The 17603-nt window shown below is 70.4% G+C and carries 19 protein-coding genes; 3 read left to right on the forward strand and 16 right to left on the reverse strand.

Annotated features, from left to right (window positions below; translation table 11 throughout):
* The first annotated feature begins 241 nt into the window (after positions 1–241).
* Entirely contained in the window at positions 242–1165 is a 924-nt protein-coding gene (locus KBX08_RS20010; RefSeq protein ID WP_210784984.1) for a neutral zinc metallopeptidase, read from the forward strand.
* A gap of 67 nt (positions 1166–1232) precedes the next feature.
* Here KBX08_RS20010 and KBX08_RS20015 read toward each other — a convergent pair whose 3' ends face one another.
* The 13 genes from KBX08_RS20015 to KBX08_RS20075 form a co-directional block, all read right to left on the reverse strand.
* Positions 1233–1592: an SgcJ/EcaC family oxidoreductase gene (locus KBX08_RS20015; RefSeq protein WP_210784985.1), complete on the reverse strand. Its 360-nt coding sequence runs from the start codon at positions 1590–1592 to the stop codon at positions 1233–1235.
* A gap of 64 nt (positions 1593–1656) precedes the next feature.
* Entirely contained in the window at positions 1657–1956 is a 300-nt protein-coding gene (locus tag KBX08_RS20020; protein ID WP_210784986.1) for a muconolactone Delta-isomerase family protein, read from the reverse strand.
* A 95-nt stretch (positions 1957–2051) separates the two neighbouring features.
* Positions 2052–2699: an acVLRF1 family peptidyl-tRNA hydrolase gene (locus tag KBX08_RS20025; protein WP_210784987.1), complete on the reverse strand. Its 648-nt coding sequence runs from the start codon at positions 2697–2699 to the stop codon at positions 2052–2054.
* 134 nt (positions 2700–2833) lie between these two features.
* Positions 2834–3466 (reverse strand): LysE family transporter, encoded by a 633-nt coding sequence (locus KBX08_RS20030; protein ID WP_210784988.1) that lies wholly within the window; start codon positions 3464–3466, stop codon positions 2834–2836.
* Between the two features lie 258 nt (positions 3467–3724).
* Positions 3725–4318: a TIGR03086 family metal-binding protein gene (locus tag KBX08_RS20035; protein WP_210784989.1), complete on the reverse strand. Its 594-nt coding sequence runs from the start codon at positions 4316–4318 to the stop codon at positions 3725–3727.
* 181 nt (positions 4319–4499) lie between these two features.
* Positions 4500–4946, reverse strand: coding sequence for a metal-sulfur cluster assembly factor (locus tag KBX08_RS20040; RefSeq protein WP_124821554.1), 447 nt, complete (start codon positions 4944–4946; stop codon positions 4500–4502).
* A gap of 67 nt (positions 4947–5013) precedes the next feature.
* Entirely contained in the window at positions 5014–5487 is a 474-nt protein-coding gene (sufU, locus tag KBX08_RS20045; RefSeq protein ID WP_091403700.1) for a Fe-S cluster assembly sulfur transfer protein SufU, read from the reverse strand.
* Complete coding sequence (locus KBX08_RS20050; RefSeq protein WP_210784990.1) at positions 5487–6791, reverse strand: cysteine desulfurase; 1305 nt, start codon at positions 6789–6791, stop codon at positions 5487–5489. The genes sufU and KBX08_RS20050 overlap by 1 nt, the downstream gene beginning before the upstream one ends.
* 20 nt (positions 6792–6811) lie before the next feature.
* Positions 6812–7585, reverse strand: coding sequence for a Fe-S cluster assembly ATPase SufC (gene sufC, locus KBX08_RS20055; protein ID WP_210784991.1), 774 nt, complete (start codon positions 7583–7585; stop codon positions 6812–6814).
* Positions 7585–7911, reverse strand: coding sequence for a non-heme iron oxygenase ferredoxin subunit (locus KBX08_RS20060; protein ID WP_091403693.1), 327 nt, complete (start codon positions 7909–7911; stop codon positions 7585–7587). Before KBX08_RS20060 ends, sufC begins: the two co-directional genes overlap by 1 nt.
* Complete coding sequence (gene sufD / locus KBX08_RS20065) at positions 7911–9068, reverse strand: Fe-S cluster assembly protein SufD (RefSeq protein ID WP_210784992.1); 1158 nt, start codon at positions 9066–9068, stop codon at positions 7911–7913. Before sufD ends, KBX08_RS20060 begins: the two co-directional genes overlap by 1 nt.
* Positions 9069–9156: 88 nt before the next feature.
* A complete protein-coding gene (sufB, locus tag KBX08_RS20070; protein WP_210784993.1) occupies positions 9157–10587 on the reverse strand; it encodes a Fe-S cluster assembly protein SufB in 1431 nt (476 codons plus the stop codon).
* Complete coding sequence (locus KBX08_RS20075; RefSeq protein WP_372494700.1) at positions 10584–11384, reverse strand: helix-turn-helix transcriptional regulator; 801 nt, start codon at positions 11382–11384, stop codon at positions 10584–10586. The genes sufB and KBX08_RS20075 overlap by 4 nt, the downstream gene beginning before the upstream one ends.
* A gap of 98 nt (positions 11385–11482) precedes the next feature.
* Between KBX08_RS20075 and KBX08_RS20080 the strand changes: the two genes are divergently transcribed.
* Entirely contained in the window at positions 11483–12448 is a 966-nt protein-coding gene (locus KBX08_RS20080; RefSeq protein WP_210784994.1) for a heme A synthase, read from the forward strand.
* Positions 12449–12573: 125 nt separating this feature from the next.
* Here the strand turns inward: KBX08_RS20080 and KBX08_RS20085 are convergent, their stop codons facing one another.
* The 3 genes from KBX08_RS20085 to KBX08_RS20095 form a co-directional block, all read right to left on the reverse strand.
* Entirely contained in the window at positions 12574–13494 is a 921-nt protein-coding gene (locus tag KBX08_RS20085) for a RimK family alpha-L-glutamate ligase (RefSeq protein ID WP_210784995.1), read from the reverse strand.
* 13 nt (positions 13495–13507) lie between these two features.
* A complete protein-coding gene (locus tag KBX08_RS20090) occupies positions 13508–13843 on the reverse strand; it encodes a hypothetical protein (protein ID WP_210784996.1) in 336 nt (111 codons plus the stop codon).
* 391 nt (positions 13844–14234) lie between these two features.
* On the reverse strand, positions 14235–15188 hold the full coding sequence (locus KBX08_RS20095; protein WP_112677042.1) for a heme o synthase: 954 nt from the start codon (positions 15186–15188) through the stop codon (positions 14235–14237).
* Between the two features lie 266 nt (positions 15189–15454).
* On the opposite strand from KBX08_RS20095, the gene tkt reads away from it, so the two are divergent.
* Positions 15455–17593, forward strand: a complete 2139-nt coding sequence (tkt, locus tag KBX08_RS20100) for a transketolase (RefSeq protein WP_210784997.1) — start codon at positions 15455–15457, stop codon at positions 17591–17593.
* The last annotated feature ends 10 nt before the right edge of the window (positions 17594–17603 follow it).

A 17603-nucleotide genomic window follows, 5' to 3' on the forward strand; every position in this document is an offset into this window, starting at 1 on the left:
TTCGGAAGGCTGACTCGGGGCACGCGAAACCGCCGGCGGGCTCAAGGGGCCCGACGGCGCGGGGCGGTTCAGCCTTCGCAGCGCAGCACCCGACAAGTGTACCGGGCGCCGCCGGACGTCCTGCCCGGATTACCGATCAAGATCATCGGGTATCGGAACGCCTGTCCGGACCCCGTCCGGCACTCAATGGACGAAACGACACACAAAAGACATTCACCGGCATACGGCGATCGGGGTCACCATGGAACTCAACGAGCGGGCCGAAATCGACACCTCCCAGGTCAACGACGTGGGCCGCGGTGGCGGATCCGGCGGCGGCTTCGGCATCCCGATCCCCGGAGGCGGCGGTCGAGGCGGCATCATCGGCATCGTGGTGGCCGTGCTCATCGCGCTGCTCGGCGGCGGCTTCGGCCTCAACGCCATGACCAACGGCGACGAGGGCGGCGGTCAGGCCGGCGGCACCGACCTGGAACAGCTGTGCTCCCGCGACAACCCCGACCGGCTCGACGACGCGCGCTGCCGTAACGCGCTCTACGTCAACAGCATCCAGGCCTACTGGCAGAAGGCGTACCCGGAGTTGGGCAACGGAAAGTACGAGGCGACCGACACCAACTTCTTCCAGGCCGCCGTTAACACCGGTTGCGGGCAGGCCGACTCGGGCGTCGGCCCGTTCTACTGCCCCGCGGACAAGCAGGTGTACATCGACCTGAGCTTCTACGACGAGTTGGCCTCCCGGTTCGGCGCCAAGGGCGAGTTCGCCCAGCCGTACGTGCTCGCCCACGAGTACGGCCACCACATCCAGAACCTGCTCGGCACCAACGCGAAGGCCGGCCAGGGCGACCAGAGCGGCCCCCGCTCCGCCTCCGTACGGCTGGAGTTGCAGGCCGACTGCTACGCCGGCGCCTGGGCCAGGCACGCCACCGAGAGCAAGGACAAGACCGGCCAGGAACCGCTGTTCACGTCCATCACCCAGACCGACATCAGCGAGGCCGTGCAGGCCGCCGAGGCGATCGGCGACGACAGCATCCAGGAGCGCTCCGGCGGGCAGGTCAACCCCGACCAGTTCACCCACGGCACGTCCGAGCAGCGCAAGCGCTGGTTCACCCAGGGCTACGACCGCGGCGACCCGAAGACCTGCGACACCTTCGGCACCGACCAGCTCTGACATCCGCTCCGTGACGTGGCAGGTCCCTCGGGGCCTGCCACGCGTCATTCCTGCCGACGCTCGCGGGTCAGGTGAGCCGCGAGACCTGGTAGTGGCCGATGAGCCAGTCGTCGTCGACCCGCCGCAGGAGCACGCCGAGGTTGACGGTCAGGGCCGGTCGGTCGGTGAAGCCGAACTCCACGTCCAGGTAGCCGAGGACCACGTCGTCGGCGAGACGGCGGATCTCCCGGATGTCGTACGCGGCGGTCAGGCCGAGCGGCTGTCCGGCGTAGTACGCGGCGACGCCGGCCCGACCGACCGTGTACGGCTGCAACCCCTGAAAGATCGCGTCGTCGGTGAAGCACGCAGCGACCCGATCGGGCTCGTGGGCGTCGACAGCCGACTTCCACCGGTCGAGGACGGTACGCAGAATCTGCGCCTCGGACATGTTGATCTCCCTGCTGACGGACGTGTCCCATGGCGTGCTGTCGAGCCGGCATGCCCTCGCGGGCTCAGCGAGGCGGCTGACCCGGGTCGTTCGGGTGCGGCGTCAACGGCGTGACGGTCTCGCGCCGCCAGGCGCGCAGCGGCATCGACGCGAGCACGGCCTCCAGCTCGTCGGCGTCGGCGGCCTGGAACAGCCCCCACGTACGCCACTCCCCCGGCGCCAGCGGCGGCCGCCACAGCCGCAGAAGGCTGCCCTGGGCCGTCAGCTCGGCCGATCGCGCCGCCTCTCGCGCGCGCATGTCGGCGACCCCGTCCTCCGACGTTCCCCGCGGCACCGTCGTCACCATGTCAACCAGAAACTCCACGCGCCCATCCTCCGGCGGCCGGCCGGGCAGCACGCCAGGAACCCCGTTTCGGGTGGCGATCGTCTCCCCTCCCACGCCGCCAGCGCAGGCCGAGGTCAGTCGGGGTCGCGCACCCGGATCCGTACCGCCCGGGCCGCACCCACCGCCGCGACCAGCACCGCGTGCCGGGGCTCCGGCACGTCGAGCAGCCGCTCCGCCCGCAACGGCACCAGCGGGGCCAACCGCCGGTCGGCCAGCACCCCGTCCACCGCCCGCCGGTCACCGCCGCAGACGAGGGCCGCCAGCCTCGACGCCTCCGGCAACAGCAGCCGTACGGCCAGGTCCGCCGCGTCACCCAGCGCCGCCTTCGCCTGGTTGTCACGCCGGCGGGCGAACCGGTGCTGCGACCATCCCCCCGCAGCGGTGCGCCCCTGCACGTACCGGGTGTCCACCTTGGAGACGACGAGGTCGGCGCCCTCGGCCACCCCGAGCGCCACGGCGCCCTTGCGGGCCAGCAGCAGGCCGATCCGGCGGGGCATCACGGCGGAGGCCACGAACCCGGCCACATCCACGCCCGCCGGCGCACCCGGTGGGGCGTACAGCTCGGCGGTTGCCCCGTCCGGGGCGGCGAGCAGCAGGCCGTACTCCTGGGCGCTGGTGGTGGGCGGGCCGTGCCGGTCGGCGAAGCCCTCGACCCACCGGCCGACGCGGGCCGGGTCGACCTCGACCCACCGGCCTCCGCCGGCTGCGGGTCGACTGGTCATCGCCCGACCGTACGGCACAGCGGACCCACCCGGGCCCCCGGGCGGGTTCGCGGGCCCTACCGGGCCACGCCGCCGACCCGGCGCGGTCGGGCCTCGGTCGGGTGGCTGAGCCGTCGGATGGTTGCCGTGACCGTTCAGCCTGGCAGTAGCGCGGCCACCGCCAGCGCGGCGATCAGCGCGCTGGAGACCAGGCCGGTGACCAGTCTGCCGCGCGGCCCGGTCAGCGCCCGGCCGACCACGGTGCCACCGCCGGCGACGACCAGTTGCCAGCTCGCCGACGCCAGGAACACCCCGGCCACGAAGAGCGCCACCGGGACCATGCCCGAGTCGGCAGTGTCCCGGCGGCCGAGCACCAGGGCGGTGAAGTAGAGCACCGTCATCGGGTTCAGCAGGGTCAACCCGAGCAGCGCCGCGTAGGCCCGCCCCGGAGTGCTCATGCCCCCACCGTCGCGTGCCGTCGGCTGTCGCTGTGAGCGGTGCGCGGACCACGTCCGCCACAGGCCGTGCCCGGCGAGACCGAGCAGGACCACGGCGGCGACCACTCGCAGTGGCCCGGCGACCGGCGCGATGATTCCGGCCAGGCCGGCGCCGCCGAGCACTGCCACCAGCGCGTAGAGCCCGTCGGCCGTCGCCACGGCGAGCGCCGCGGCCGCACCAACCCGGAACGAGGTACGGGCGCTGAGCCCCAGGATGAGGATCGCGATCGCGCCGACGGGAATGGCGACGCCGTAGCCGGCCACGAGACCGGCGAGGAACGCCCCGCTCACGACGGCGGGCGCGGGATCGAGGCGGGCCGGGGCCTGGTGCGCTGTCGACGCACGGCAGTGGCCGCACGGACAGGAACCTGCAACGGGTACGCCTCAATCACACGCGCATCCTCCGCGCCGGACCCGCGCCCCGCCACCGATTTTCCCCGCGCCCCGCGCCAATCAGGTTGTAGTGGCCTCGGTGTGTCGTCGAGGCCACTACAACCTGATTGAGCGTGATCTTGGAGTGTTCAGGGCAGATCAGTGACGCACTCCGGGTCAGCGGGGGTCGCGACCGAGGTAGGAGAGCAGGGCGGCGACCTCGTCGGCCTCCGGAGCGCTGTCGATCGCCGGGGCGTACGCGCCGTAGGCCCGCAGCGGCTCGACGATCTGCCGGGCCACCACCAGCAGGGGTCGGGCCAGTTCGGCGGTGAGTGGGGACGGCTGGCCGGTGGCCGCCGCGATGTCCCAGGCGTGCACTGCGGCATCGAGGGCGCACGCCACGGCGCCGACCTCGGCCGGCAGTTTGCCCTGGGGCAGCGGCGTGGGCACCTCCGGGTCGTCGTCGGCGACACCGTTCCAGGCCCGAGCGGACGCGTCGAGGGCGGCGCGCAGGCCGGCGAGCTTGTCACCGTGGACCTGACCGGAGGGCGCGAACGGGTCCTCCGCCGGCCCTGGCCCGCCGTCGATCGCCGCCGCGAAGGCGAGTTGGTCGCCGACCGCGTGCTGGAGCACCTGGGTGACGTTCCACCGCTCGCACGGGGTGGGCCGCTCCCAGGCGTCGACCGGAACCCCCTCGACTGCCGTCCGAAGCGCCTCGTGCGCCTCCTCGAGCACGGTCCGCCACTGCCCCGCCGCCGTCTCGCTCATCATCCTGCCCTCTCTGCCGGCTTCCAGCGAGCTTCCCACCCGCTGTCGGAGCGGAATGTTCCGATCCGTTTGACGAGTTCAGCTTAGCAGACCGGAACGATCCGTTCCACTACTTTCGGGCTGGACTGGAAACGCGTCGAGCGCGGTACCCAGACGGGTAACCGCGCTCGACGAAGTGATCGGGTCAGACGTTGAAGCCGAGGGAGCGGAGCTGGTCCCGACCCTCGTCAGTGATCTTGTCCGGGCCCCACGGCGGGAGCCACACCCAGTTGATCCGGATGTCGTTGACCAGGCCGCCGCCGGGGCCAGTGGTCAGCGCCTGCCGGGTCTGGTCCTCGATGACGTCGGTCAGCGGGCAGGCCGCCGAGGTGAGCGTCATGTCCAGGGTGGCGACGTTCTCGTCGTCGACGTGGACGCCGTACACGAGGCCCAGGTCGACCACGTTGATGCCGAGCTCCGGGTCGACGACGTCCTTCATCGCCTCCTCGATGTCGGCGATCATGGCCTTGCTGACGCCGCCCGCGGGAGCGGCGGCGTCACCGGTGCCATCGGTCGTCGCGGCGTCGGTCTGCGGCACCACTGTGGTGTCACCGGCCTCCGGCGTCGCCTCAGTAGCGGTGTTCTCGCTCATGCCGTCCCTCCGCTTCGCTCCGTGATGCCACAAGACACCACTGTCACATTCGCTCGCTGACGCTCGCTCACGCCTTCACCTCCGGACTCACACCCACACCGGCGCGTGCCGCGGCGTCCTTGAACGCCATCCACGGCAGCAGCGCGCACTTGACCCGGGCGGGGTAACGGGCCACACCCGCGAAAGCAACCCCGTCACCGAGCACGTCCTCGTCCGGCGTGACCTGGCCACGTCCGGACATCAACTCCACGAACGCCTCGTGCACCTCGAATGCTTCCCCGGCGCCCCGACCACGCAGCAACTCGTGCAGCACACTCGCCGATGCCTGGCTGATCGAGCAGCCCATCCCGTCGTACGAGATGTCGTGCAGCACCGTGCCGTCGGTGGCCACCCGGACGGTGACCTCGTCACCGCAGGTGGGGTTGACGTGGTGCGCCTCCGCGACCTGGTCACCCGGGTCGTCGGCGTCGCGCAGGCCACGCCCGTGCGGGCGCTTGTAGTGGTCCAGGATGATCTCCTGGTAGAGCTGATCGAGCTGCATCAGTCGAACACCTTCCGCACCTGCTCCAGACCGGCCACCAGAGCGTCGATCTCCTCGGTGGTGGTGTAGAGGTAGAACGACGCCCGGGTCATGGCCGGAACGCCGAACCGGCTGCACACCGGCTTGGCACAGTGGTGACCAACCCGCACCTGCACGCCGAGCGAGTCGAGCACCTGACCCACGTCGTGCGGGTGCACGTCACCGAGTGCGAACGAGATGGTGCCGCCCCGACCCACCGGCACTGTCGGACCGAAGATCCGCAGGTCCGGCACCGAGCCGAGAGCGTCCAGCGCGTACGCCGTCAGCTCCTTCTCGTGCCACTGGATGGCCTGCATCCCGATGCCGGTCAGGTAGTCGACCGCCGCACCGAGCGCGACCGCCTCGGCGATCGGCGGGGTGCCCGCCTCGAAGCGGGCCGGCGGCGCGGCGAACGTCGAGCGGGCCATGGTGACCGTCTCGATCATCGAGCCGCCGCCGAAGACCGGCGGCATGGCTGCCAGCAGCTCACCCCGACCCCACAGCACACCGATGCCGGTCGGACCGCACATCTTGTGGCCGGTGAAGACGATGTAGTCGGCATCCAGGTCGACCACGTCGATGGGCAGGTGCGGCACCGACTGCGAGCAGTCCAGCAGCAGCAGCGCACCCACCTCGCGGACCCGCGCGGCGATCCGGGAGGTGGCGTTGACAGTGCCGAGGATGTTGGACACGTGCACCAGCGAGACGATCTTCGTCCGTTCGGTGACCAGATCCTCCAGGCCCGACTCGTCCAGCCGCCCCTGGTCGGTGACCGGGAACCAGCGCAGGGTCGCGCCGGTCCGCTCACAGAGCAACTGCCACGGGACGATGTTCGAGTGGTGCTCCATCTCGGAGATCACCACCTCGTCGCCCGGACCGAGCCGGAAACGGCTGTCGGCGTCCGGACGAAGCGAGGCGTTCGAGAAGGCGTACGCCACGATGTTGATCGCCTCGGTGGAGTTCTTCGTGAACACCACCTCGTCGGTGCTCGGCGCGTTGATGAACGCGGCGATCTTCGCCCGCGCCCCCTCGTACGCCTCGGTGGCCTCGGTGCCCAGGGTGTGCACCGAGCGCGACACGTTGGCGTTGTGCCGCGCGTAGTGCTCGTCGAGCACGTCGAGCACCTGGCGGGGTTTGTGCGAGGTGTTGGCGCTGTCGAGGTAGACCAGCGGGTGCCCGTTGATGTCCCGACCGAGGATCGGGAAGTCGGCGCGCACCCGGGCCACGTCGAAACGCGGCACGTCGTCGTACTGCGGCATCCCCGAGGGGATCGCGATGCTGGTCATCTCGGCAGCGCCTCTCCCGCTCAGGCCTTGGCCGTGCCGGCCCCGGCGGCGTACCGCTCGTAGCCCTCGGCCTCGAGCTTGTCGGCCAGCTCCGAGCCGCCCTGCTCGACGATCCGGCCGGCCACGAAGACGTGCACGAAGTCCGGCTTGATGTAGCGCAGGATCCGGGTGTAGTGGGTGATCAGCAGCACGCCGGTGTCACCGTTGTCGCGCACCCGGTTGACGCCCTCGCTGACCACGCGCAGCGCGTCCACGTCGAGACCGGAGTCGGTCTCGTCGAGGATCGCGATCTTCGGCTTGAGCAGCTCCAGCTGGACGATCTCGTGCCGCTTCTTCTCACCACCGGAGAAGCCCTCGTTGACGTTGCGCTGGGCGAACGCCGGGTCCATCTGGAGGCGCTCCATCGCACCGCGCAGCTCGCCGCCCCAGGTACGGAGCTTCGGCGCCTCGCCGTCGATGGCGGTCTTCGCGGTCCGCAGGAAGTTCGCCACCGAGACGCCGGGCACCTCGACCGGGTACTGCATGGCCAGGAAGAGGCCGGCGCGGGCGCGCTCGTCGACCGTCATGGCCAGCACGTCCTGGCCGTCGAGGGTCACCGTGCCGCCGGTGATCTCGTACTTGGGGTGACCGGCGATCGAGTACGCCAGGGTGGACTTGCCGGAACCGTTCGGGCCCATGATCGCGTGGGTCTCGCCCGACTTCACGGTCAGGTCGACGCCGGCCAGGATCGGCTTGAGCTCACCCTCGGGCAGCTTGACCGACACCTTCAGGTCGCGGATCTCCAGGGTGCTCATTATCGGGTCACTCCATTACTCGGCGTCAGGCTGAGGTAGATGTCGCCGTCGCGGACTTCGACGGGGTAGACGGGGACGGGTTCGGTGGCGGGCAGGCCGGTCGGCTCGCCGGTGCGCAGGTCGAAGCGCGAGCCGTGCAGCCAACACTCGAGCGTGCAGCCATCGACCTCACCCTCGGAGAGCGCGACCGAGGCGTGCGAGCACTCGTCGTACGCGGCGTAGAAGCCGCCGTCCTCGCCGTGCACCAGGGCGATCGGCGTGCCGTCGACGTCCGCGCTGATCGCGGTGCCCTTCGGCACGTCCTCGGTGGAGCAGATGCGGATCATCAAGCGCCCGCCTTGGTCAGCCGGGCCTCGATCGCGTCGCCGAGGCTCTCACGCAGCGACTCCACCGGGATCTTGTTGATCAGCTCGGCGAAGAAACCACGCACCACCAACCGGCGGGCCTCACTCTCCGGAATGCCCCGGGCCATCAGGTAGAACAACTGCTCGTCATCGAAGCGGCCGGTCGCGCTGGCGTGGCCGGCGCCGGAGATCTCGCCGGTCTCGATCTCCAGATTGGGTACGGAGTCCGCCCGCGCGCCGTCGGTGAGCAGCAGGTTCCGGTTGATCTCGTACGTGTCGGTGCCGGTCGCCTCGGCCCGGATGAGCACGTCGCCCACCCAGACGGTGTGCGCGCTCTCGCCCTGCAGAGCGCCCCGGTAGCCGACGTAGCTGCGGCAGTCCGGGACGCTGTGGTCGACCAGCTGCCGGTGCTCCAGGTGCTGGCCGGAGTCGGCGAAGTAGACGCCGTACAGCTCGGCCTCGCCACCGCGCCCGGTGTATTCCACGCTGGTGAACTGCCGGACCAGGTCGCCACCCAGGGACACCTGGATGTGGATGACCCTGGCGTCCCGGCCCAGCTTGATCTTCAGGTGCTGGGCCTGGACCGCGTCGTCGGCCCAGTCGGCGACCGTGACCAGCGTCAGCTTCGCGCCGTCGGCCACGGCGACCTCGACGTTGTCGGCCAGAGTGGCCGACCCGACGTGCTCCAGAACCACTGTCGCCTCGGCGAACCGGCCCACCTCGACGAAGGTGTGACCGAACGCCGGCTGCTCGACGCCCTCGCCGACCACCCGCAGCCGCACCGCCTCACCCAGCACCACGTCGGGGGCCACCCGCAGCAGCAGGGCGTCGGCGGCGGCACCGTAGGCCAGCGCGCTGACCCGGTCGACCGGGATCAGCACGCTGCCGACCCGCTCGTCGTCACGGCCGACCCGGGTGATGGCGACGCCCTCGGGCAGGTCACCGTACTCGTGTCGGACCGCGCCGGTCGCGGCCGGCGCCTCGTCCGACGACTCGCTGGTCAGGCCGCGGAGGCGCTTGAGCGGGGTGAAACGCCACTCCTCCTCCAGGCCGGTGAGGGCCGGGAAGTCGGCGACGTCGTACGAGCGCAGCGCCTGCGACTTGGTGCTGGGCGGCGGCGCGGAAGCCTGGGTAGTCATTTCTTCCTTGGTCTGTCTGTTCCGTGACGACGAGTTGGGGCCAGGTGTGACGGGCCGAGGTTCCGGCCCGCCACGGGGAGCGGCGGCGTCAGCCGACCGCGCCCTCCATCTGAAGCTCGATCAGACGGTTGAGCTCCAGGGCGTACTCCATCGGGAGCTCCTTGGCGATCGGCTCGATGAAGCCGCGCACGATCATGGCCATCGCCTCGTCCTCGCTCAGGCCCCGGCTCATCAGGTAGAAGAGCTGGTCGTCGCTGATCTTGGAGACGGTCGCCTCGTGACCCATCGACACGTCGTCCTCACGGATGTCGACGTACGGGTAGGTGTCCGAGCGGGAGATGGTGTCGACCAGCAGCGCGTCGCACTTGACAGTGCTCCGGCTGTGGTGCGAACCCTCCAGCACCTGCACCAGACCCCGGTACGAGGTGCGGCCGCCGCCACGGGCGATCGACTTCGACACGATGGTCGAGGAGGTGTGCGGCGCGGCGTGCACCATCTTGGCGCCGGCGTCCTGGTGCTGACCCTCGCCGGCCATCGCCACCGAGAGCACCTCGCCCTTGGCGTGCTCGCCGGTCATGTAGACCGCCGGGTACTTCATGGTCACCTTGGAGCCGATGTTGCCGTCGACCCACTCCATGGTCGCGCCCTCGTGGCAGACGGCGCGCTTGGTGACCAGGTTGTAGACGTTGTTCGACCAGTTCTGGATGGTCGTGTAGCGGCAGCGCGCGTTCTTCTTGACGATGATCTCCACGACCGCGCTGTGCAGCGAGTCGGAGGAGTAGAGCGGCGCGGTGCAGCCCTCGACGTAGTGCACGTACGCACCCTCGTCGACGATGATCAGCGTCCGCTCGAACTGGCCCATGTTCTCGGTGTTGATCCGGAAGTAGGCCTGCAACGGGATCTCGACCTGCACGCCCTTCGGCACGTAGATGAACGAGCCACCGGACCACACCGAGGTGTTCAGGGCGGCGAACTTGTTGTCGCCGACCGGGATCACCGTGCCGAAGTACTCCTTGAAGACGTCCTCGTGCTCGCGCAGCGCCGTGTCGGTGTCCAGGAAGAGAACGCCCTGCTCCTCAAGGTCCTCGCGGATCTTGTGGTAGACGACCTCCGACTCGTACTGCGCCGCGACACCGGCGACCAGCCGCTGCTTCTCCGCCTCCGGGATGCCCAGCCGGTCGTAGGTGTTCTTGATGTCCTCGGGCAGGTCCTCCCAGCTGGTGGCCTGCTTCTCGGTCGACCGCACGAAGTACTTGATGTTGTCGAAGTCGATCCCGGTGAGGTCCGCGCCCCAGGCCGGCATCGGCTTACGGCCGAACAGCCGCAGGCCCTTCAGCCGCAGGTCGAGCATCCACGCCGGCTCGCTCTTCTTGGCCGAGATGTCCCGCACCACCGCCTCGTTGATGCCGCGCTGGGCGACCGCCCCGGCGGCGTCCGGGTCGGACCAGCCGTACTCGTACCGGCCCAGGGCGGCGAGCTGCTCTTCCTGGGTCAGGGGCTGGACGATCTGCTCGGTCATCTATCTGTCCTCACAGTGGTTACGGGATTACCTGATTGAGCGCGGCCCGGCTGGGTCGGGATGTGCGTGGTGCACACCCCGTCGCCGTGCGCGATGGTGGCCAGACGCTGCACGTGGGTGCCGACCAGACGGGAGATGACCGCGGTCTCGGCCTCGCACAGCTGAGGAAACTCGGCGGCCACGTGCGCCACCGGGCAGTGGTGCTGACAGAGCTGGCCGCCGGAGGCGATCGTGGTCGCACTGGCAGCGTAACCCTCGCCGGTGAGCGCTGCGGCGAGTGCCTCGGCTCGGGCGAGAGGCTCGTCGCCAGCGTCCTCCATGGCCGTCCGACAACGGGACTCGAGAGCCGACACCTGCTCGGTGGCGAACGCCTCGACCGCGTCCGAACCGCCACTGCGGGCGATCCAGCGCAGCGCGGCGGTGGCCATGTTGTCGTAGTGGTGTGTGCCACAGCGGACCCGGGCGGCCTCGGTCAACAGGAACACCTTGGCCGGGCGCCCCCGACCGCGACTGCCCTGCACGGGCTGCTCGCGGGCGTACACGTCACCGTCCGCAAGCATCGCGTCGAGGTGCCGGCGGATCGCCGCCGGGCTGAGCCCGAGCGCCGCGCCAAGCTGCGCGGCGGTGGTGGCACCCTGCTCCAGCAGCAACTGGGTGACCCGATCCCGGGTGGAGACCTCGGCCGCCGCCGGGCCGGCGAGGCCGGCCGACGTGGTCACGGCAGGCGCGGAGGCGGACGCACCGAGGGCCGGTACGGCCGTCGGTTGGTGCCCGGAGAGCTCCGCCGCGTTTTTCACAACGCCAACGTTACGTAATTACCCGGAGGGTCGCAAACCCGGGCCCCGGTGATCCCAACCACCGAGCCGACGGAGTCGGACGAACCTCGATCACTACGGTGCGTAGGATTTGCGCCGTGAACCGAATCGTCCGTCCGGTCTCCGGCATCCTGCTGCGCCGCCTCGCGCTCGCCTCGATCATCGCGAACGTGGGCATCGTCGTCACCGGCGGGGCCGTCCGGTTGACCGCCTCGGGCCTCGGCTGCCCCACCTGGCCCCGGTGCACCGACGATTCCTACGTCACCACGCCGGAGATGGGCGTGTACGGGGTCATCGAGTTCAGCAACCGCATGTTGACCTTCGCGGTGGGTCTCATCGCGCTGGCCACCGTGCTGGCCGTACTGCTGCACCGGCCCCGCCGACCCGGGCTCCTCGCACTGGCCGTGGCGGTCTTCCTGGGCATCCCCGCCCAGGCGGTGATCGGCGGCATCACCGTGCTGACCAACCTCAACCCGTGGGTGGTCGGGCTGCACTTCCTCGCCTCGATGGCCGTGATCGCCGCCGCGTACGCCCTGTGGCGACGAATCGGCGACCCCGACGGCCCGACAGTGGCCGTGGTGCCCGCACCGCTGCGCGCGCTGGCCCGGGTCACCACCGGCGTCACAGTCGCCGTGCTGGTCGTCGGCACGTGGGTCACCGGCAGCGGCCCGCACGCCGGCGACCACGGCGCCGCCCGCAACGGGCTCGACCCGGAGACCATCTCGCAGGTGCACGCGGACGGGGTCTTCCTGCTGATCGGCCTCTCGGTGGCGCTGATCTTCGCGTTCCGCGCCGTCGGTGCGCAGCGAGCCACCCGCGCCGCGATCATCCTGGTCGCCGTGGAGTTGGGTCAGGGTCTGATCGGGTTCGTGCAGTACTTCACCCACGTGCCGGCGCTCCTGGTCGGCGCACACATGCTCGGCTCCTGCCTGGTGCTGCTGGCCGCCCTGTCGGTGCAGTGGTCCACCCGGGAACGCCGCCCGGTCGCGCCGGCCCCCCAGGCCACCCCGACCGACGCCGCCGCCCCGGTACCAGTCACCGCCTGACAGGTTGTAGTGGCCACAGACGGCCCAGAAGCCACCACAACCACGATGTTGCGCGATCTTGCCGGTGGCGGCGCGGACGCACGGCGGCGCCGGCGGCCGTTCGGGGGTGCTTGTTGTGCGAGGGGTCAGGCGTTGCGGGCCAGGTGGGTGGTGATCGCGGTGGCGAGGCGGTCGGGGGCGCCGTCCGCGTACCCGATGAAGAGCGACGGCTCGGTCAGCTCCAGCTCGACCAGGACCGGCTCGCCGTCCAGGCCGGGGATCAGGTCGACCCGGGCGTAGAGCAGCTGTCGGGTGCCGCCGGGCACCGTCGCGAGGGTCTGCTCGGCCACCGCCAGCTGTTCGGGGCGGGCGGTGCGGGCGGTGATCTCCTCGGCCTTGTAGAGCCCGTCCGGGCCGAGGTCCGGCCCGGACAGCATCGGGCCCTTGCGGATCGCGTGGCTGAACCTGAGCCCGTCGGTGCCGGCCAGGAAGAGCAGGGCCGTCTCGCCCTCGGTGTCGACGGCCCGCAGGTACGGCTGGACCATGGTGACCCGGCCGGCGTCGGAGAGCCGGCGAACGTGTGCGGCCGCCAGGTCCCGGTGCTCCGGGTCGGCCAGGTCGTACCGGCCGGTGTCCTGGCTGCCGGCACTGACCGCGGGCTTGAGCACGTACTCGCCGGTCTCGGCGGGCAGCTGCCAGCTCTCCCCCGGCTCGATCCATGACGTCGGCACGGTCGGCACTCCGGCGGCGCTCAGCTCGGCGAGATAGCGCTTGTCGGTGTTCCAGCGGACCACGTCTGCCGGGTTGACCAGCGTCGGCACGGTGGCCGCCCAGGACACGAACTCGTCGCGGCGCAGCGCGTAGTCCCAGGGTGAGCGGAGCACGACCAGGTCGTAGGACGACCAGTCGACGTCGGAGTCGTCCCAGATGACGGTCTGGACGGCGACGCCACGGGCGGCGAGCGGGGCCAGGACCAGCCGGTCGTCCGGGTCGAGGTCGGCCAGGTCGGAGCAGGTGACGAGAGCGACCCGGGGTTCCCCCCGGGTCGACTGGTGATATGTGGTCAATTCAGCTGTCTGTTCAGCGGGCCATCGTGCGCCGGGCCATCGACCGCCAGAGGTCGTTGCTCGGACGCATCTGGTCCATGAGTTCACGCTCCCAGGCGTTCTCGACGGTGACTCCCGCCTTGGCGCACGCCTCGCGGGCGGTGACGGTGTCGTCGGCGAACTGGTCGCCCCACTCGCCGTCGGAACCCACCAGGACGATCCGCGCGCCACGCTTGCCGACGTACTCGATGACCGCCTTCGCGCCGCCGTGTCCGGCCGCGAACGCCTTGAGGCCCGCGACCAGGCCTTGGGGCGCCTGCTCGTCGGCGGTCTGCTCGGCCGTCAGCGTCGTATCGGAACCATCTGCCATGACGCGAAGCCTAAGCAGAGTCGCACCCCGTCGGGCGAGAACCATGAACGTTTTGTGATGCCAATTACCTACAGGTTTAAGGACGACCACAGGTTTCCTGTCCGTTTATTTACCGACTTTTGCGCTCAAAGCACGTCGGGAAATCGCCCTCGAACCACCCCAGGTTGAGCCGATCCGACTCATGCTGAAAGTTACTCTGATGTGACGTTAAACCCGGACAACTCATCCACGTCCATGATTAGTCAGGAGATCATCGGCGCCATTCGGCGACCGGCCGAGCCGCGGCGCGCAGGGATGCCGCGGAGCGCGTGGGAGCCGACAGCCAACGAAGCCGACAGGCGGAGGCCACTGCCTCGGACGTGAAGGACAGAGCCGGGCCGTGCGAGACGGGTCAGATCAGCGCGTCGAGCGCGACGGCCACGAAGACGATCGTCAGGTACGTCGTCGACCAGTGGAACAGCCGCATCGGCTTGACCGCCTCGCCGCGCGTGGCGCGCCGGCAGAGCCGGTGTGCCTCGACCACGAAGATGGCACCCACCACCAGCGTCGGCACCCCGTAGATCGCGCTGAGCCCCAGCGGCCAGACGGCCAGGGAGGTGAGCACCGTGAGCCACGCGAAGATCAGGATCTCGGCGTTCACCCGGCGGATCGAGGCCACCACAGGCAGCATCGGGATGCCGGCCCGGGCGTAGTCGTCCTTGTACTTCATGGCGAGCGGGTAGAAGTGCGGCATCTGCCAGAAGAAGACCACGGCGAAGAGCCCCCAGGCGGCCGGCGCCAGGGAGCCGGTCACCGCAGCCCAACCGATCAGGACCGGCGCCGCTCCGCAGGCGCCGCCCCAGAAGGTGTTCGTCGGGGTGGAACGCTTGAGCCACAGGGTGTAGACGAGGTCGTAGTAGGCGATCGCGGCAAGGGTCAGCCCGGCGGCCAGCAGGTTGGTGAACGCCGCCATCAGGGCCACCGACACCGCCGCCAGCACCAAACCGAAGATCAGCGCGCTTCGCGGCGACACGGTGTGCGCCGGCAGCGGCCGACGCTTGGTCCGCCGCATCAGCTGGTCGATGTCGCGGTCGATGTAGCAGTTGAGGACGCTGGCCGCGCCGGCGGCGAGCGAGCCGCCGATCAGGACGATGGCCATCAGCCACAGCGACGGCAGCCCGCCCTCGGCGAGCATCATCGCCGGGATGGTGGTGACCAGCAGCAACTCGACGATCCGCGGCTTGGTGAGCGCCACGTACGCCGACAGGACCGCGCGTACGTCCCGCCGGGCCACCGGGCCCTCGGCCGCCCGCGCCGGGTGTGGCCCGGCCGGGTTGCTCGCGGGGCGCTCGGTGATCATGCTCACGGATTGCCACCTTCCGGCATCGGGCACGGGGAGATCGGATCGGCCGGGACCGCACGGGTCCGCATACCGCCCCACACACTACGCGTCGTCGTTTTGGCTGCCCGGCCGACCCGACAACGGTGCGGGCCGTCACACCACAGGGTTGAACCGAGCATCCGGATGGTCACGTAGCGCACACCATGCGCAGATCCCCGGGCGCGCGTTTAGGGACGCTCGATAAGGTCATCGGTGAGGGTTCCGCCCATCTGCCGAGGAGCACAACCATCGTGGCTGTTAAACGACCCGAGCACTCCGCACTGAACTGGTCCGACCTCGATCGCCGGGCCGTAGATACCGTCCGCGTGCTGGCCATGGACGCCGTAGAGAAATCCGGCAACGGCCACCCGGGCACCGCGATGAGCCTCGCGCCCGCGGCGTACCTCCTCTTCAACCGCGTCATGCGGCACAACCCGGCCGACCCGAACTGGCCCGGCCGCGACCGGTTCGTGCTCTCCGCCGGGCACTCCAGCCTGACGCTCTACATCCAGCTGTTCCTCTCCGGTTACCCGCTGAGCCTGGACGACCTCAAGTCGCTGCGGCAGTGGGGCTCGCAGACGCCGGGGCACCCCGAGCACGGGCACACGCCGGGCGTGGAGACCACCACCGGCCCGCTCGGGCAGGGTCTGGGCAACGCGGTCGGCATGGCCATGGCGGCCCGCCGCGAGCGCGGCCTGTTCGACCCCGAGGCCGAGCTCGGCGCGTCCGTCTTCGACCACGACATCTGGTGCATCGTCTCCGACGGTGACATCGAGGAGGGCATCAGCCACGAGGCCAGCGCCCTCGCCGGGCACCAGCAACTGGGCAACCTCACGGTGATCTACGACGACAACGAGATCTCCATCGAGGACGACACCCGGATCGCCAAGAGCGAGGACGTGGCCGCCCGCTACGAGGCGTACGGCTGGCACGTGCAGACCGTCGACTGGCGCAGCGGCGACGCCGACCAGGGCGACTACCACGAGGACGCCGAGGCGCTGTACGCCGCGCTGGTGGCCGCCAAGGCGGAGACCGGCCGCCCCTCGTTCATCGCGCTGCGCACCATCATCGGCTGGCCCGCGCCCAACAAGCAGAACACCGGCAAGATCCACGGCTCGGCGCTCGGCGCCGACGAGGTGAAGGCCACCAAGCGGATCCTCGACTTCGACCCGGAGCAGACCTTCCAGGTCGACGAGGAGGTGCTCAGCCACGCCCGCACGGTGATGGGCCGCGGCTCCGACGCCCAGCAGAAGTGGACCACCGCGTTCGACGCCTGGAAGAAGGCCAACCCGGAGCGCACCGCGCTCTACGAGCGGCTGGCTGGTCACGTACTCCCCGACGGCTGGACCGACGCGTTGCCGGTCTTCCCCGCGGACGCCAAGGGGGTGGCCACCCGAGCCGCCTCCGGCAAGGTGCTGGAGGCGCTCGCGCCGGTGCTGCCGGAGCTGTGGGGCGGCTCGGCCGACCTGGCCGAGAGCAACAACACCACGATGAAGGGCGAACCGTCGTTCATCCCGGCCGCGCACGCCACCAAGGACTTCCCCGGCCACGAGTACGGCCGCACGCTGCACTTCGGCATCCGTGAGCACGCCATGGGCGCGATCCTCAACGGCATCGCCCTGCACGGTGGCACCCGCCCGTACGGCGGCACGTTCCTGGTCTTCAGCGACTACATGCGTCCGTCAGTGCGGCTGGCCGCGCTGATGAAGCTGCCGGTGACCTACGTCTGGACGCACGACTCGATCGGCCTCGGCGAGGACGGCCCGACCCACCAGCCGGTGGAGCACCTGACCGCGCTGCGCGCCATCCCGGGCCTGGACGTGGTCCGTCCGGCGGACGCCAACGAGACCGCCTGGGCCTGGCGGCAGGCGCTGGAGCACACCGACCGGCCGACCGCCCTGGCGCTGAGCCGTCAACCGCTGCCGACCATGGACCGCGACGTCCTGGGCAGCGCGGAGGGCGTGGCCAAGGGCGGGTACGTGCTGGCCGAGGCGTCCAACGGCAAGCCTCAGGTGATCATCGTCGGCACCGGTTCCGAGGTGCAGCTCTGCCTGACCGCCCGGGAGCGGCTGGAGGCCGACGGCACCCCGACCCGGGTCGTCTCGATGCCCTGCCAGGAGTGGTTCTACGAGCAGGACGAGGCGTACCGGGAGTCGGTGCTCCCGCGCGGGGTAAAGGCACGGGTGAGCGTGGAGGCGGGCATCGCGATGTCCTGGCGCGGAGTCGTCGGTGACCTGGGCGAGAGCGTGAGCCTGGAGCACTACGGAGCGAGCGCCCCGCACACCGTGCTCTTCGAGCAGTTCGGGTTCACCCCCGACCGGATCGTGGCGGCAGCACACGCCTCGCTGGCCCGGGTGGGCGACATCACCGGTTTCACGACCGGCAACTGAGGGAGCGTGG

It is taken from the genome of Micromonospora sp. H61 (assembly GCF_018070325.1).
GTDB lineage: Bacteria > Actinomycetota > Actinomycetes > Mycobacteriales > Micromonosporaceae > Micromonospora > Micromonospora salmantinae.

Excerpts from the sequence above, each read along its gene's own strand:
- KBX08_RS20010 (WP_210784984.1), top strand. The coding sequence starts at position 242 with ATGGAACTCAACGAGCGGGCCGAAATCGACACCTCCCAGGTCAACGAC.
- KBX08_RS20015 (WP_210784985.1), bottom strand. The coding sequence starts at position 1,592 with ATGTCCGAGGCGCAGATTCTGCGTACCGTCCTCGACCGGTGGAAGTCG.
- KBX08_RS20025 (WP_210784987.1), bottom strand. The coding sequence starts at position 2,699 with ATGACCAGTCGACCCGCAGCCGGCGGAGGCCGGTGGGTCGAGGTCGAC.
- KBX08_RS20035 (WP_210784989.1), bottom strand. The coding sequence starts at position 4,318 with ATGATGAGCGAGACGGCGGCGGGGCAGTGGCGGACCGTGCTCGAGGAG.
- KBX08_RS20040 (WP_124821554.1), bottom strand. The coding sequence starts at position 4,946 with ATGAGCGAGAACACCGCTACTGAGGCGACGCCGGAGGCCGGTGACACC.
- sufU (WP_091403700.1), bottom strand. The coding sequence starts at position 5,487 with ATGCAGCTCGATCAGCTCTACCAGGAGATCATCCTGGACCACTACAAG.
- KBX08_RS20050 (WP_210784990.1), bottom strand. The coding sequence starts at position 6,791 with ATGACCAGCATCGCGATCCCCTCGGGGATGCCGCAGTACGACGACGTG.
- sufC (WP_210784991.1), bottom strand. The coding sequence starts at position 7,585 with ATGAGCACCCTGGAGATCCGCGACCTGAAGGTGTCGGTCAAGCTGCCC.
- KBX08_RS20060 (WP_091403693.1), bottom strand. The coding sequence starts at position 7,911 with ATGATCCGCATCTGCTCCACCGAGGACGTGCCGAAGGGCACCGCGATC.
- sufD (WP_210784992.1), bottom strand. The coding sequence starts at position 9,068 with ATGACTACCCAGGCTTCCGCGCCGCCGCCCAGCACCAAGTCGCAGGCG.
- sufB (WP_210784993.1), bottom strand. The coding sequence starts at position 10,587 with ATGACCGAGCAGATCGTCCAGCCCCTGACCCAGGAAGAGCAGCTCGCC.
- KBX08_RS20090 (WP_210784996.1), bottom strand. The coding sequence starts at position 13,843 with ATGGCAGATGGTTCCGATACGACGCTGACGGCCGAGCAGACCGCCGAC.